Annotated in this window: 14 protein-coding genes; 7 read left to right on the top strand and 7 right to left on the bottom strand. The window is 72.5% G+C overall.

Annotated elements, in window-relative coordinates; all coding sequences use genetic code 11:
* Nucleotides 1–10: 10 nt before the first annotated feature.
* The 3 genes from ACO229_RS24250 to ACO229_RS24240 all read left to right on the top strand — a co-directional run bounded on the left by ACO229_RS24250 (nt 11) and on the right by ACO229_RS24240 (nt 4,900).
* On the top strand, nt 11–1,693 hold the full coding sequence (locus tag ACO229_RS24250) for a DNA repair helicase XPB (RefSeq protein ID WP_397413386.1): 1,683 nt from the start codon (nt 11–13) through the stop codon (nt 1,691–1,693).
* 174 nt (nt 1,694–1,867) lie between these two features.
* Complete coding sequence (locus ACO229_RS24245; RefSeq protein WP_423463024.1) at nt 1,868–3,979, top strand: TPM domain-containing protein; 2,112 nt, start codon at nt 1,868–1,870, stop codon at nt 3,977–3,979.
* 105 nt (nt 3,980–4,084) lie between these two features.
* The gene (locus tag ACO229_RS24240) at nt 4,085–4,900 is read left to right on the top strand and encodes a carbonic anhydrase (RefSeq protein ID WP_423463023.1); all 816 of its coding nucleotides are present in this window, start codon (nt 4,085–4,087) and stop codon (nt 4,898–4,900) included.
* 53 nt (nt 4,901–4,953) lie between these two features.
* Here ACO229_RS24240 and ACO229_RS24235 read toward each other — a convergent pair whose 3' ends face one another.
* Nucleotides 4,954–5,547 (bottom strand): NYN domain-containing protein, encoded by a 594-nt coding sequence (locus ACO229_RS24235; protein WP_397413381.1) that lies wholly within the window; start codon nt 5,545–5,547, stop codon nt 4,954–4,956.
* Between the two features lie 117 nt (nt 5,548–5,664).
* On the opposite strand from ACO229_RS24235, the gene ACO229_RS24230 reads away from it, so the two are divergent.
* The 4 genes from ACO229_RS24230 (at nt 5,665) to ACO229_RS24215 (ending at nt 9,075) form a co-directional block, all read left to right on the top strand.
* Nucleotides 5,665–6,390, top strand: coding sequence for a response regulator transcription factor (locus ACO229_RS24230; RefSeq protein ID WP_119141913.1), 726 nt, complete (start codon nt 5,665–5,667; stop codon nt 6,388–6,390).
* Entirely contained in the window at nt 6,383–7,822 is a 1,440-nt protein-coding gene (locus ACO229_RS24225; RefSeq protein WP_423463022.1) for a sensor histidine kinase, read from the top strand. The genes ACO229_RS24230 and ACO229_RS24225 overlap by 8 nt, the downstream gene beginning before the upstream one ends.
* A 91-nt stretch (nt 7,823–7,913) precedes the next feature.
* A complete protein-coding gene (locus ACO229_RS24220; RefSeq protein WP_397413378.1) occupies nt 7,914–8,618 on the top strand; it encodes an HD domain-containing protein in 705 nt (234 codons plus the stop codon).
* Nucleotides 8,619–8,790: 172 nt separating this feature from the next.
* The gene (locus ACO229_RS24215) at nt 8,791–9,075 is read left to right on the top strand and encodes a WXG100 family type VII secretion target (RefSeq protein ID WP_397413377.1); all 285 of its coding nucleotides are present in this window, start codon (nt 8,791–8,793) and stop codon (nt 9,073–9,075) included.
* 88 nt (nt 9,076–9,163) lie between these two features.
* On the opposite strand, the gene groL is transcribed toward ACO229_RS24215, so the two are convergent.
* From groL to ACO229_RS24185, 6 genes are all read right to left on the bottom strand, one after another.
* Complete coding sequence (gene groL / locus ACO229_RS24210) at nt 9,164–10,792, bottom strand: chaperonin GroEL (RefSeq protein ID WP_397413376.1); 1,629 nt, start codon at nt 10,790–10,792, stop codon at nt 9,164–9,166.
* Between the two features lie 203 nt (nt 10,793–10,995).
* Nucleotides 10,996–12,492: a phytoene desaturase family protein gene (locus ACO229_RS24205; RefSeq protein ID WP_423463021.1), complete on the bottom strand. Its 1,497-nt coding sequence runs from the start codon at nt 12,490–12,492 to the stop codon at nt 10,996–10,998.
* 255 nt (nt 12,493–12,747) lie between these two features.
* Nucleotides 12,748–12,951, bottom strand: a complete 204-nt coding sequence (locus tag ACO229_RS24200) for a cold-shock protein (protein WP_119141903.1) — start codon at nt 12,949–12,951, stop codon at nt 12,748–12,750.
* Nucleotides 12,952–13,204: 253 nt separating this feature from the next.
* Nucleotides 13,205–13,846, bottom strand: a complete 642-nt coding sequence (locus ACO229_RS24195; protein WP_397413374.1) for a LytR C-terminal domain-containing protein — start codon at nt 13,844–13,846, stop codon at nt 13,205–13,207.
* Between the two features lie 42 nt (nt 13,847–13,888).
* Nucleotides 13,889–14,191: a DUF3263 domain-containing protein gene (locus tag ACO229_RS24190; RefSeq protein ID WP_397413490.1), complete on the bottom strand. Its 303-nt coding sequence runs from the start codon at nt 14,189–14,191 to the stop codon at nt 13,889–13,891.
* Nucleotides 14,192–14,217: 26 nt separating this feature from the next.
* Complete coding sequence (locus ACO229_RS24185; RefSeq protein ID WP_397413488.1) at nt 14,218–14,898, bottom strand: uracil-DNA glycosylase; 681 nt, start codon at nt 14,896–14,898, stop codon at nt 14,218–14,220.
* Nucleotides 14,899–15,098 lie beyond the last annotated feature (200 nt).

The following is a 15,098-nucleotide window of genomic DNA, read 5'->3' as shown; positions in this document are numbered from 1 at the left end:
GGGAGGCTTCATGCCCGACGGCCCGCTGATCGTCCAGAGCGACAAGACCCTGCTGCTGGAGGTCGACCACCCGAGCGCCGAGCAGGCGCGGCGCTCCATCGCGCCGTTCGCCGAGCTGGAGCGCGCGCCCGAGCACGTGCACACCTACCGCCTGACGGCGCTGGGCCTGTGGAACGCGCGCGCGGCGGGGCACGACGCCGAGCAGGTGGTGAACACGCTCATCGAGTACAGCCGCTACCCGGTGCCGCACGCGCTGCTGGTCGACGTCGCCGAGACGATGGCCCGGTACGGCCGGCTGCAGCTCGTGCAGGACCCGGCGCACGGCCTGGTGCTGCGCACCACCGACCGGGCCGTGCTCGCCGAGGTGCTCAAGTCGAAGCGCACCGCGGGGCTCGTGGGCGAGCGTCTGGACGAGTCGACGGTCGTGGTGCACCCGTCCGAGCGCGGCCACCTCAAGCAGGTGCTGGTCAAGCTCGGCTGGCCCGCCGAGGACCTCGCGGGGTACGTGGACGGCGAGAAGCACGCCATCGACCTGAGCCCCGTCACCAAGCCGCGCACCCCGCACGAGCAGGCCGCCGCGTGGGAGATGCGGCCCTACCAGGCGCAGGCCGTGGACGGGTTCTGGCACGGCGGGTCCGGCGTCGTGGTGCTGCCCTGCGGCGCGGGCAAGACGATCGTGGGCGCGGGCGCCATGGCGAAGTCGGGCACGACGACGCTGATCCTGGTGACGAACACGGTGAGCGCGCGCCAGTGGCGCGACGAGCTCGTGCGGCGCACCACGCTGACCGAGGACGAGATCGGCGAGTACTCCGGCACCAAGAAGGAGATCAAGCCGGTCACCATCGCGACCTACCAGGTGCTGACCACCAAGCGGAAGGGCGTCTACACGCACCTCGAGCTGCTGGACGCCCGCGACTGGGGCCTCATCCTGTACGACGAGGTGCACCTGCTGCCCGCGCCCGTCTTCCGCATGACGGCGGACCTGCAGGCGCGCCGCCGGCTCGGCCTCACCGCCACGCTGGTGCGCGAGGACGGCCGCGAGGACGAGGTGTTCAGCCTGATCGGCCCCAAGCGGTTCGACGCGCCGTGGAAGGACATCGAGGCGCAGGGCTACATCGCGCCGGCCGACTGCGTCGAGGTGCGCCTCACGCTGCCGGAGTCCGAGCGCATGACGTACGCGACGGCCGAGATGGAGGACAAGTACCGGCTCGCGGCGTCGGCGTCGGGCAAGAAGAAGGTCGTGGAGCAGATCGTCGCGCAGCACCCGGACGACCAGGTGCTCGTCATCGGGCAGTACATCGACCAGCTCGAGGAGCTGGCCGAGCACCTCGGCGCGCCGATCATCACCGGGGCGACCACCACCAAGGAGCGGCAGCGCCTCTTCGGCGCGTTCCGCGAGGGCGAGATCTCGCGGCTCGTGGTGAGCAAGGTCGCCAACTACTCGGTGGACCTGCCGGAGGCCTCCGTGGCGATCCAGGTGTCGGGTTCGTTCGGGTCGCGGCAGGAGGAGGCGCAGCGCCTCGGACGCATCATGCGGCCCAAGGCGGACGGGCGCACCGCCCACTTCTACGCCGTCGTCGCACGCGACACGGTGGACCAGGACTTCGCCGCCCACCGGCAGCGGTTCCTGGCCGAGCAGGGCTACGCGTACCGCATCGTCGACGCCGAGGACCTGACCGCTCCGACGCCGTGAAAAACCCCTTCATCAAGTGCGTTTACCTGGGGATTCATTGCATATGCGCAACACGGCGTCCTCCGATTGCGATGTCTTGAACCCGGGGTGACGATCAGGGACGTGATCGAGTCCCCAGCAAGACACGAGCCTTCGCACGAGGCCGCTCCCCGGGTGTCCCGGGGATGGGCTCTCGTGGCGTTCGCGGGTCTGGCCGGCCTCGCGCTGACGGCCACCTCCCAGGCCGCGAGCGCGACCGTCAGGGAGCCGGCCGAGCCGCGCCCGTCCGTCTCGCCGAGTCTCACGGCGGCCATGCAGGCGGAGATGATGTCGGACGTGCTGCCGGCCTCGCCGCCGATCACCCTCACGGACCCGGTGACGGACGGTGCGGGCGCGCTGGACGACGCCGAGCGCGACGAGGTCCGGTCCGCGCTCGCCCGGCTCGCCGACGAGTCGGACCTGCGCATGTTCGTCGTCTACATCGAGAGCTTCGACGGCACGCAGCCCGAGGACTGGGCCAACGCGAGCGCGAACCAGTCCGGGTTCGGCACCGACGACCTGCTGCTGGCCGTGGCCACCGCCGACCGGCAGTTCGGGCTGTCGGCGGACAGCAACGTGGCCCTCACGGACGCGCAGCTCGGCCGCATCGAGGACGCCGCGGGTGCCGCGGTCGAGGACGAGCGCTGGTCCGCCGCCGCGACGGACGCCGCCGACGCGGTCCGGGCGACCGGCACCACGACGACCAGCCCGCTGCTGGTCGCCGGTCTCGTCGTGGCGGGCGTGCTGGTGCTCGCCGCGCTGGGGTACGTCTCCTGGCGGTTCGTCGCGCCCCGGCTCCGCCCGCGCCTGGCCGGGCTCGCCCGCCGCACCCCGCCGGCCGCCGGGCCGACGCCGGACGAGCTCGCGCACCTGTCGCTCACCGAGCTGGACGAGCGCGCGGCAGCCGCCCTGGTCGGTATCGACGACGCGCTGAAGACCTGCGAGCAGGAGCTCGGCCTCGCGCGGGCGGAGCTCGGCGCGGACGCCACGCGCGACTTCGAGCTGATCCTCGCCCGCGCCACCGCCGACGTGCGGCAGGCGTTCGCGATCCGGCAGGCGCTCGACACCGCCGACGAGAACGGCGCCGGCGAGCAGGACACCGCGGCACAGGACCCGGAGCGGCGCGCCCACCTGGTGCGCGTCCTGGGGCTGTGCGAGGGCGCGGCCGACACCCTCGACGCGCGCACCCGTGCGTTCGACGACCTGCGCCGGCTGCAGCAGCGGGCACCCGAGCTGCTCGCCGACGTCGTCGACCGGGCGCCGGAGGTCGCCGGCCGGGTGGAGCGGGCGCGTGCCACGCTGGACGAGCTCGCGGAGACGTACCCGACCGAGGCCCTGGCCCTCGTCTCCGGCAACCCGGAGCAGGCCGAGCTGCTGCTCACCAACGCCCAGGAGGCGGTGGCGGCCGGGCGCTCGGCACTGGAGGGCGGCCAGAAGGCCGTGGCCGTCTCGCACGCCCGGGGCGCGCAGAACGCGCTCGGCCAGGCGGTCGTGCTGCTCGACGCCGTGGACGCCACCGCCACCCACCTGGAGGAGGCCGCCAGCCGCCTGGACAAGGCCGTCGCGTCCCTCACCCAGGACGTGGCCTCGGCCCGGTCGGTCGAGGGCGACTTCCGGGTCACCCTCGCGCGCACCGCGGCCCAGGCCTCGCTCAAGCACGTGGCGGTGACGCGCGCCGGCGGCGACCCGCTCGCCGGGCTGCAGCGCATCGCCGCGGCGGAGGCGTCGCTCGACGCCGCGCTGGCGCCCACCCGCGACACCACCGAGGTGAAGGCCCGGGCGTCCGCACTGCTGCGCGACACCCTCGGCCGGGTCGACGAGCAGCTGCGGCAGACGGCCGTCTTCGTGGCCACCCGGCGCGGCGCCATCGGCGCGACGGCCCGCACGCGCCTCGCGGAGGCGGTGCGCCTGGCGGACGGCGCCCGCGCGCTCCAGCCCACGGACCCCACGGCGGCCCTGGGCGAGGCCCAGCGGGCGAGCCTCCTCGTGCTGGAGGCCGCACGGCTCGCCCGCGCAGACGCCGACGCCGTCGTGGCCGCCGCGGCCGCGGCGGAGTCCGACGAGAGTGCCGACGCCAACGGACCGATCACCGGCGGCATGATGCTCGGCGGGATCCTGCTCGACCCGCACCTCGTCCGGTCCCGCCGGCGCGCCAGCACGGCGCACATCGGCGGCGGGTTCGGCGGCGGCGGGTTCGGCGGCGGGCGTCCCGTGGCCCTGCGGAAGCTCGGCACGGTGCGCGCCTGGTGGCCGGCCAACGTGAGGTAGGTCACGGCGGACATACCGGACGGCGGGGCGGCGCAGGCGTACCTTCGTGGGCGCTGATCCCTCGGACCCGAGGGACCGGATCGCCGTCCGGAAGGTAGCCCGCAGATGAAGAAGCTCGCCCTCCCTGCCGCCCTGCTCCTCGCTCCGCTGCTCGCGTCGTGCACGACGGGCGCCACCACGAGCGCCACCACGGACGACGCCGCGTCCACGGCGCCGCCGCCCGCGGCGGCCGGCGAGGTGCACTGGTCGTACGAGGGCGACGAGGGGCCGGACGAGTGGGGGCACCTCGCCGACGAGTTCGCCGAGTGCGAGCAGGGCGACGCGCAGTCGCCCATCGACCTGCCCGAGCACGCCGGCCAGAAGCTGGCGCAGCACCCGCGGATCGAGTCGTCGCCCACGGTGGGCGAGTCCGTCGACACCGGCCACACCGTCCAGCTCGTGCCCGACGGCGACGCGTCGCGGGTCGAGTGGAAGGACGAGACGTTCGATCTCGCCCAGGTGCACTTCCACGTGCCGTCGGAGCACACCGTCGAGGGCGAGCCGGCGGACGCCGAGTTCCACTTCGTCCACACCGCGCAGGACGGTCAGGCCCTGGTCCTGGGTGTGCTCGCCGAGGAGGGCGACGAGAACGCGGCGTGGCAGCCCTTCATCGACGGCGCGGCCGCGCCGGGTGCCACGGACCTGCCGATCGACGTCGCCGCGATGCTGCCCGAGGACCCGACCTTCGAGGAGTACGCCGGCAGCCTCACGACCCCGCCCTGCACCGAGGGGGTCGAGTGGGTGGTCTACCACACGCCGGTCGAGCTCTCCGCCGACCAGATCGAGGCGCTCGAGGCCGCCTACGCGGACAACGCGCGCCCGGTGCAGCCGCAGGGCGACCGCGTCGCGCACGAGGGCACGGTCCGGGTGGTCGAGCACTGACGGCCGGCCCGGCCGGCGTGGGCCGGCCGGGCCACCCGCCGGCGCGGGTCCCGCTACAGGTAGCGCAGCGGGTCGAACTCCTCGATCGGGATGATGCGAACGCGGGGCAGCATCGTCGTGAAGGCGTCGGCGTCACCCTCCAGGTCGTACATGACCAGGCCGCGCTGCTCCAGCTCCGTGAACCGTGCGTTCACGAACTCCCGGAACCCGAGCAGACCCACGCGCCGGCCGTCGTCGGCCAGCAGCGCCTCGATCTGCGGCAGGAAGTCGCCGTCGTGGCTCGCGAGCAGCACGTCACCCGGCCGGTCCAGGAGCGCGTCGAGCGTCCGCTGGATACCGACGTCGACCACCTTCTCCGAACCCTGGGCGGCCAGCGGGATGGGCTTGTAGCCCATGGCGAGCAGCGCCTGCACGAACGGCATGGGCATCTGGCCCGACGTGGCGTTGAGGAAGAACAGCGGCACGACGTCCTGCGACCACACCTTCGCCGCGAACCCGGAGATCCGGTCCCAGCGAGGCCTCTCCTCGGGCGCCGGGCGGCGGTTCAGCACGTTCATGCCGAGCGTGGCGTCGATGTTCTCGCCGTCGACGATGAGGTATGTGCGTCGGGGCGCAGGCCCCGGGTCCTGCGAGAACGGTGCTGACATGCGACACAGCGTAGCCCCGCACCAGGTCGCGGGCCGGACGGACCACCCCACGGCACCCCGGGCGATTTCCCGGGCGAAACTCAGGCATCGTCCAGGAACCGGTCGCACACTGGAGACATGGCTACTCCAGAGGCGCGTCTCGTCGTCGTGGATGACGAACCGAACATTCGTGAGCTCCTGTCCACCTCCCTGCGGTTCGCGGGTTTCGAGGTGCATGCGGCCGCGGACGGCAACGGCGCACTCCAGCTCGTCCGCGACGTCGAGCCGGACCTCGTGGTGCTCGACGTCATGCTCCCGGACATGGACGGCTTCACGGTCACCCGGCGCATGCGCGCCACCGGGCGGCACACCCCCGTCGTCTTCCTCACCGCCAAGGACGACACCCAGGACAAGGTGCAGGGCCTGACCGTCGGCGGCGACGACTACGTGACCAAGCCGTTCAGCCTCGAGGAGGTCGTGGCCCGGATCCGCGCGGTGCTGCGCCGCACCGGCGTGCCCACGCCCGAGGAGGAGGCGGTGCTGCACGTCGGCGACCTGGAGATGGACGAGGACTCGCACGAGGTGCGGCGTGCCGGCGTCGAGGTGGACCTCTCGCCCACCGAGTTCAAGCTGCTGCGGTACCTCATGCTCAACTCCGGCCGCGTGCTGTCCAAGGCGCAGATCCTGGACCACGTCTGGCAGTACGACTGGGGCGGCGACGCCAACATCGTCGAGTCCTACATCTCCTACCTGCGGCGCAAGATCGACACCCTCGAGGTCGACGGCGAGACCCTGCCGCCCCTGATCCACACCAAGCGCGGCGTGGGGTACCTGCTCCGCGCACCGCAACCCGCCCGTGCTTAGGGACCGTCTCGCCGGAATACCCCTGCGCGCCCGGCTGGTGGCGATCATCTCGCTGCTGCTGGCGGCGGGGCTGGGCATCGCGGGGATCGCGACGACCACCGTGGTGTCGAACTTCCTCGTCGGCCAGGTGGACGACGAGCTGGAGGTCGCCGCCGACAACCTGCCCTCGACCCTCGACTCGCTCCAGCCGGGCTCCCAGCAGAGCCTGCCGAGCGACTACTACGTCCGGATCGTCGGCGAGCAGAGCGAGCCCAAGGCCCTCGGCTACTCGGCCATGGTCCGGTTCGGCACGCCCGAGCTGCCGGAGGTGACGTACGAGGAGGCCGTCGCGAGCAAGGGCAAGCCGTTCACCACCTCCGGCGCGAGCAACGGGGCCGGCACCGAGAGCTGGCGGGTGGTCACGGTGGCCGCGCAGTACCAGACCGGCGAACGCCTGGTGGTCTACGTGGCCCTGCCCCTGGTCGGCATGGACAGCACGGTCTCGATCCTGACCCGCACCCTGATCATGTCCGGCCTGGGCATCGTGCTGCTCGGCGGGCTGACGGCCTGGATGCTCGTCGAGCGCACCCTGCGGTCGCTGCGGTCCGTGGAGCACACGGCCGCGCAGATCGCGGCGGGCGACCTCACGCTGCGCGTCCCCGAGGCGCCCCCGGGGACCGAGATGGGCTCGCTGGCGGCGTCGCTCAACGCGATGCTGACGCAGATCGAGCGCGCCTTCGCCGCGCAGGAGGCCTCCGAGGTACGGATGCGGCAGTTCGTCTCGGACGCCTCTCACGAGCTGCGCACGCCGGTCGCGACGATCCGCGGGTACGGGGAGCTGTACCGCATGGGCGCTCTGGACAGCACCGACAAGGTGGACGACACCATGTCGCGCATCGAGGACGCCGCCCGCCGCATGGGCGCGCTCGTCAACGACCTGCTGGTGCTCGCGCGACTCGACGAGGGCCGCCCCGTCGCCCGGGAGGACGTCGACCTGGTCGCCCTCGCCCGCGACTCCGCGCAGGACCTGCACGCCCTGGACCCGACGCGCGAGGTGACGGTGGTCCCGCTCGACCCCGCGGGAGAGGTCCCGGAGAAGCTCGTCGTGGAGGGCGATCGCGACCGGCTGCGGCAGGTGGTCACCAACCTGATCGGCAACGTCTCGCGGCACACGCCCGCCGGCACGCCCGCCGAGATCGCGCTCGGCACGTCGGCGGACGACGGCGTGGCCGTGCTGGAGGTGCGCGACCACGGCCCCGGCCTCACCGAGGAGCAGGGCCGGAGGATCTTCGAGCGGTTCTACCGCGCGGACTCCTCGCGCACGCGGGAGTCCGGCGGGTCGGGTCTCGGCATGGCGATCGTCGCGGCGATCGTGGGCACGCACGACGGTCACGTGGAGGTGTCCGACACCGCGGGCGGCGGTCTGACGGTCCGTGTCACGCTCCCCCGCTGACCACCATCCAAGACGGTGGTAGCCGTGCCTGACCGGAGGGGTAATAGGCTGGTACAGGAGTGACCGACCTCAACCGTTAGGCAGAATTCACATGGGCGTGCTGACGTCTGACGCGCCGCAGTGGTTCCTCAGGTCTTTCGTCCGCAGTGCGGCGGGCGCGGGAGCCACGGCGGGCACCGAGTCGATCGAAGAGGTCGGCCAGGCACTTCTCGACAGGTGGTCCGACGAGCACCGGCACTTCCACAACCTGCGCCACCTGGCCGCGGTGCTGCACCGGGTGGACGAGCTGGCCGAGGAGACCCACGAGCCCGACCTGGTGCGGCTCGCCGCCTGGTACCACGGGGCGGTGTTCAGCGCCGACCGCAAGTTCGCGGACGTCTCGCAGGGGGGTGAGCAGTCCACGGCCTCCGCGGTGCTGGCCCACGACGAGCTGACCGCCCTGGGCGTGCCGGACCGCGCGGCCGACCGGGTCGCCGAGCTCGTCAACGCCATCGTGCGGCACGCACCGGACCCGTCGGACTTCGACGCCGCCGTGCTGAACGACGCCGACCTGGCGATGCTGGCCGCCGAGCCCCAGCGCTACAAGGAGTACAAGTCCGCGGTGCGGGCCGAGTACGCGCACATCCCGCCCGAGGACTACCTCCGGGCCCGGATCCGGGTGATCGAGCGGCTGCTCGCCCGCAAGTCGTTGTTCCTGAGCCCGATGGGCACCGCGTGGGAGGAGCCCGCGCGGCAGAACCTCGACATGGAGCTGCACCGGCTGCGCAAGGAGCAGGCCAAGCTCGAATCGGCCTGAGCGGATCGGGTCCGGCCCGTCAGGACGGCGCCCGCACGGTCCGAGCACCACCACAGCGGCGGCTTTCCCCAGCCTGTGCACAGGCCCCGGCCGTGGACGCCCCGCCGCCGTCTGCCCGCGCCTACGGTCGGGTGGACGACGCCGGAGGGGCCGGCGCGCGGGAGGTGGGGACATGCGGTTCGAGGTCGACAGCGACCAGGTGGAGCAGGCGAGCGCCGCGGTGGCGGGCTCGGTGGCGGCGGTACGCACGGAGGTGGGTGCGCTCGTGCGCAACCTCGACGCCCTGCAGGCGACGTGGCAGGGTCCGGCCGCTGCGGCGTTCGGGGGCACCGTCACGCAGTGGCGCGGTGCGCAGGCGCAGGTGGAAGGGGCTCTGGACGCGATCCAGACCGCGCTGGCCGCGGCAGCCCGCACCTACGCGGAGGCGGAGGCCGCGGCGACACGCATGTTCTCCTGACGCGGCCGGGGCCCGACCGGTCGGGCCCAGCAAGGAGCCCCGCCGGCCGAGCTGGCCGACGGGGCTCCTCACGCGTGCTTCTGACGGATCAGAAGTCCATGCCGCCCATGCCACCGGTCGGGTCGCCGGCCGGGGCCGCGGCGGGCTCCGGCTTGTCGGCGACGACGGCCTCGGTGGTGAGGAACAGCGCGGCGATCGACGCGGCGTTCTGCAGCGCCGAGCGGGTCACCTTGACCGGGTCGTTGACGCCCGCGGCGAGCAGGTCCTCGTACACGCCGGTCGCGGCGTTCAGGCCCTGGCCCGAGGGAAGGTTGCGCACCTTCTCCGCCACGACGCCGCCCTCGAGGCCGGCGTTGATGGCGATCTGCTTGAGCGGGGCGTCGATCGCGGCACGCACGATCGAGGCACCGATCGCCTCGTCACCCTCGAGCTCCAGCTTCGGGAACGCGACGGCACCGGCCTGGATGAGGGCCACGCCACCACCGGCGACGATGCCCTCCTCGACGGCAGCCTTCGCGTTGCGCACGGCGTCCTCGATGCGGTGCTTGCGCTCCTTGAGCTCCACCTCGGTGGCCGCACCGGCCTTGATGACGGCCACGCCGCCGGCCAGCTTGGCGAGGCGCTCCTGCAGCTTCTCGCGGTCGTAGTCCGAGTCGGACTTGTCGATCTCGCTGCGGATCTGGTTCACGCGACCGGCGATGAGGTCGGCGTCGCCGGCACCCTCGACGATCGTGGTCTCGTCCTTGGTGACGACGACCTTGCGCGCCTGGCCGAGCTCCTCGAGCGTCGCGTTCTCCAGCTTGAGGCCCACCGTCTCGGTGATGACCTGGCCGCCGGTGAGGATCGCGATGTCCTGCAGCATGGCCTTGCGGCGGTCGCCGAAGCCCGGGGCCTTGACGGCGACGGACTTGAAGGTGCCACGGATCTTGTTCAGCACCAGGGTCGCCAGGGCCTCGCCCTCGACGTCCTCGGCGATGATGAGGAGCGACTTGCCCGACTTCATGACCTGATCGAGCAGCGGCAGCATGTCCTTGACGTTCGAGATCTTCGACTCGACGATCAGGACGTACGGGTCCTCGAGCACGGCCTCCTGGCGCTCGGGGTCCGTCTCGAAGTAACGGGCGAGGAAGCCCTTGTCGAAGCGCATGCCCTCGGTGAGCTCGAGCTCGAGGCCGAAGGTGTTCGACTCCTCGACGGTGATGACGCCTTCCTTGCCGACCTTGTCGAGGGCCTCGGCGATGAGCTCGCCGATCGCCGGGTCGCCGGCCGAGATGGCGGCCGTGGCAGCGATCTCTTCCTTGGTCTCGATCTCCTTGGCGGCGTTCAGCAGCTGCTCGGTGACCGACTCGACGGCCTTCTCGATGCCGCGCTTGACGGCGATCGGGTTGGCGCCGGCGGCAACGACACGCAGGCCCTCCTTGACGAGCGCCTGGGCGAGCACGGTGGCGGTGGTGGTGCCGTCACCCGCGACGTCGTCCGTCTTCTTGGCGACCTCCTTGACGAGCTCCGCACCGATCTTCTCGTACGGGTCGTCGAGCTCGATCTCCTTGGCGATGGAGACACCGTCGTTGGTGATCGTGGGGGCGCCCCACTTCTTGTCCAGAACGACGTTGCGGCCCTTGGGGCCGAGCGTGACCTTCACGGTGTCGGCGAGCTGGTTGAGCCCGCGCTCCATGCTCCGACGAGCTTCCTCGTCGAAAGCGATGATCTTGGCCATGGGGATGAATCCTCCGCTGGTGGCTTGTCCAGGCCGGCCGGTGCCCGCGACGGACGGCAACCCACCCCGGCGATCACGTCTCGCCACGGCAGGAGGCCTCACCATTCGACCCGCTGGTCGTGCTTGTCACTCTCCAACGGAGAGTGCTAAGACATTATTGGCACTCGGACCAGGAGAGTGCAAGGCGCGGTCCGGCCGTTCGCTCACGGCCACAACGACGGCTCGGTGCGCACGTCGAACTCGCGGCGCAGTGCGCGGCGGGCCGCATGCCACCCGCCCATGCCGTGCACGCCCGGGCCGGGCGGGGTCGACGCCGAGCACAGGTACACCCCTTCGGCCAGCAGGTACGGGTCGGGCGCGGCGGTGGGTCGCGCGACCATCTGCCACATGGTGGCCGCCCCCGCCGAGATGTCCCCGCCGGGGTAGTTCTGGTTGTGCTGATCCATCTCGGCCGCGGGCACGCACCGCGAGGCGACGACGACGTCGCGGAACCCCGGCGCGAACCGTTCGATCTGCCGGGTGACCTCCTCGGTGACGTCCTGCGGCGAACCCGCCGGGACGTGCGCGTAGGTCCACAGCGGGCGCAGGCCGCCGCGCAGCCGGCCCGGGTCGGCCACGCTCGGGTCGCTGACCAGGAGGACCGGCTGATCGGCGTGCAGCCCGTGCGCCACGGTGTCCTCGGCGATCACCATCTCGGCCCGCGTACCGCCCACGTGCACGGTCGACGCGCGGCCGACGTCGGGCACCCGCCACGGCACCGGCCCCGAGAGCACGAAGTCGACCTTGGCCGCCGCGTTCCCGTACCGGAAGCGCCGCAGGGCCGCGCGACGTGCCGGCCCGATCCGGTCCCCCGCGACGGCGAGCGCCGTCGCGGGCGTCGTGTCGAACAGCACGGCGCGGGCCGGCGGAAGGTCCGACCACGCCTCGACCCTGCGGCCGGTCTCGACGGACCCGCCGTGCGCCTCCAGGTCGTGCACCAGGGCATCCGTGATGGCCTGTGAGCCGCCCACGGGGATCGCCCACCCGCCGTCGGCGTGCGCGAGGGCAGCGAGCAGCAGCGCTGTGCCGGCGCCCGCGAGCGACGGGAGCGGCGTGATGTTGTGCGCGGCAACCCCGGTGAGCAGGGCTTTCGCCTCGTCGGTGAGGAACCGCCGGTCCCAGCGCGGGCCACCCTGCTCCAGGAGGGCGGTACCGAAGCGCAGGCCGGGCCGGAGCATCGTGGCGAGCGCCGCTCGTCCGGGCACCCCTTCCAGCATGCCGCGCGGGGTCCGCTTGTCTCCCAGGGCGAGGGCCGTGACCTGCCGCCAGCTCGCGGCGAGCGGTCCCAGGAGGCCGCGCCATGCGTCGCCGTCGGGCCCGAGGCGCTCGGCCGTCCGGTCCAGGTCCCGGTAGGCCAGGCCGGCGCGATCGCCGTCGAGGGGCTGGGCGTAGGCGATGTCGGGGGCAACGAGGTCGACGCCGCGCGCCGGGAGGTCGAAGGCCCGCAGGAACGGGGATGCCCAGGCCATGGGGTGCACGGCGGAGCAGAGGTCGAAGACCAGGTCGTCGTCGAGCCCGGCGACGGGGAGGGTGCGCGCACCGCCGCCGACGGTCGGTTGCGCCTCGAGGACCCGCACACCAAGTCCCGCGCGGGCGAGCGTCACCGCGGCCGCCAGGCCGTTCGGCCCGGAGCCCACCACGACGGCGTCGAGCAAGGTCACCGCTCCATCGAACCACGAGCGACGGGGGTCGTGGGCGTGGGAACGTCGGCCACCGGCACGTGGCGCGAGCGGGACGGAACGAGCAGCCGCGGTACGGGGCGGCTGCTCGTGGCGCCAGGCATCGTCGTCCGGCGAGGTGCGAGGGCGGTCGTCGTCGACCGCTGGGGGGGGTTCGGACGCCGGGGTCTGGGTCCCGGAGTCCTTGGGGGGCGGCGGGCGACGGGCGGGCCCTTCCCGCCCGTCGTCCCATCGATATCAGAGTGGACGGACCTGCTCTGCCTGCGGACCCTTCTGCCCCTGCCCCACCTCGTACTCGACGTTCTGACCCTCATCGAGGGACCGGTAACCGTCGGTCTGGATCGCGCTGTAGTGAACAAAAAGGTCCTGGCCGCCGGCGTCCGGGGTGATGAACCCGTACCCCTTCTCGGCGTTGAACCACTTGACGGTGCCCTGGGCCATGCGTAGTTCTCCTTGTACCTCTGCACGGGACACTCGGTCGACCCGTGGTGGTTCGAGCCTAGTGGTCCGGCTCACACCAGGGAACCCTCTATGTCCGGTATGACGCATTAAGCGGTTGGCGAACGCGCAGGTCAGGGGGCCGAGTGACGACTCCTGTCAGCGAATATCAAGATGGTGGTACAGGTTGGCGAGATCAACCACCCTGCGTCGGCGCTTGTCGTGGCGTTGCCTCGGGATGACGACGAGCGAACCGTCACCCCGCGGGCGGGGCGACGAGGACGACCCAGATGCCCTCGGTCGGGTGGGCCGCGACATCGTCGGACGGCTTCACGTTGGCGGCCTCGATGCCGAGCGCCTGCGCCACCGCCGTAGCCGTGTCGGCCCGGTCACCGCCGTAGAACACGGTGTTGGCCGTGACCGCACCCGGCTGAGGACCAGCGGGGTCGTCACCGGCCGTGACGGGGTGGATCTCTCCCTCGAAGCCCGCCGCCTGGAGATTGGTCTGCGCGACCGCGGCCATGCCGTCGCCGGCGCCGTCGTTGTAGACACCGATGATGGTCTCGGCGGACTTGTTCGCGTTGGCCGGGTTACCCGGGTACTGCGCGGCCGGGGCCGACGGCGAGGCAGAGGGTGAAGCGCTCGGGGAGGCACTCGGCGACGCCGCCGGGGCCGACGCCGAGGACGACGGGTCACCCGACGCCTCTGCCGGGTCGTCACCCCCCGACAGCAGCGTGATGCCGCCCCACGCCACGGCGGCGCACACGACGGCGACCAGCAGGAACGGCCAGGCCGAGCTCCATCCGCTGCGCGGCGCACGGTGCACACCCACTGGTGCGCCCCCGGGGACAGCGACGTCGAACTCGTCGGGCGGGTAGGGGTAGCCACTCTTCGTCACGGCAGAGAGAGTAGCGGGTCGTTGTGACGGATCGGTGCCCGCTCAGTGGTTCTCGTCGGCCAAACGACGCCCGGAACGTCCCCGCTGCCGGGTGGCCCGGAGTCTGCGCAGGCGTGTGACCAGCATCGGGTCGTGCTCGAGGGCCGCCGGCGAGTCGATCAACGCGTTCAACACCTGGTAATACCGGGTGGCCGTCATGTCGAACAGCTCACGGGCCGCCTCCTCCTTGGCGCCCGCGTACTTCCACCACCGGCGCTCGAACGCCAGGATCTCGCGGTCCCGGTCGGAGAGCTCGGTGCGAGGCGCCTCGACGGACCCGGTCGGCGCCTGCTCGGCGACCGGCACGTCGGCGACGTGCAGCACGGCTTTCTTCACGGGAGCCGCCAGTCGATCGGCTGCGCACCCTGCTGCTCGAGCAGCGCGTTGACCCGGGAGAAGGGCCGCGATCCGAAGAAGCCGCTGCGCGCGGACAGCGGGGACGGGTGCGCGCTCTCGACCACCGGCACGTCGCCGAGCCAGGGCTTCAGGTTGCGTGCCTTGGCGCCCCACAGGACGGCCACGAGCGGCCCACCGCGCGCCACCAGGGCCCGGATCGCCGCCTCCGTGACCGCCTCCCACCCCTTGCCCGCGTGGGAGTCGGACGAGCCGGGCCGGCAGGTGAGCGTCCTGTTCAGCAGCATGACGCCCTGGTCCGCCCAGGGGCGCAGGTCGCCGTTCGACGGCAGCGGCAGGCCCAGGTCGTCCTGGAGCTCCTTGTAGATGTTGCCCAGCGAGCGCGGCACCGGCCGCACGTCCGGCTGGACCGAGAAGGACAGCCCCATGGCGTGGCCCGGCGTCGGGTACGGGTCCTGCCCCACGATGAGCACCCGCACGTCCGCGAGCGGTCGCTTGAACGCGGCCAGCACGTTCTCCCCCGCCGGGACGTACGTGCGCCCGGCCGCGACCTCGGCGCGCAGGAAGTCGCCCATCGCATGGATGCGGGGCTCGACATCGGCGAGCGCCTCTGCCCAGTCCGGCGCGATGACCTGCGACAACGGCGGTGGGCCGGGCACGGCGGCGGCGTCGGCAGGGGGTGTCGGGTTCACGGTGGTCTCCACGCGCAGGAGGTTACCGGGAGCCACCGACACGGACAGCCTGTGCCGCCCGTCACACTCTTCGTCCGGCGGGTATCAGGTACCTGGCGGGACAATGAACGCCGTGAGTGCCACGACGACTCCGGACCCGGAGGGCCCGGCCACCGATCTCCCCGCCA

The organism is Promicromonospora sp. MS192 (assembly GCF_049532985.1).
Classification (GTDB): Bacteria; Actinomycetota; Actinomycetes; order Actinomycetales; family Cellulomonadaceae; genus Promicromonospora.
Note: the sequence above shows the minus strand (reverse complement) of the source record. Positions and strands in the feature narration are given on the sequence as shown.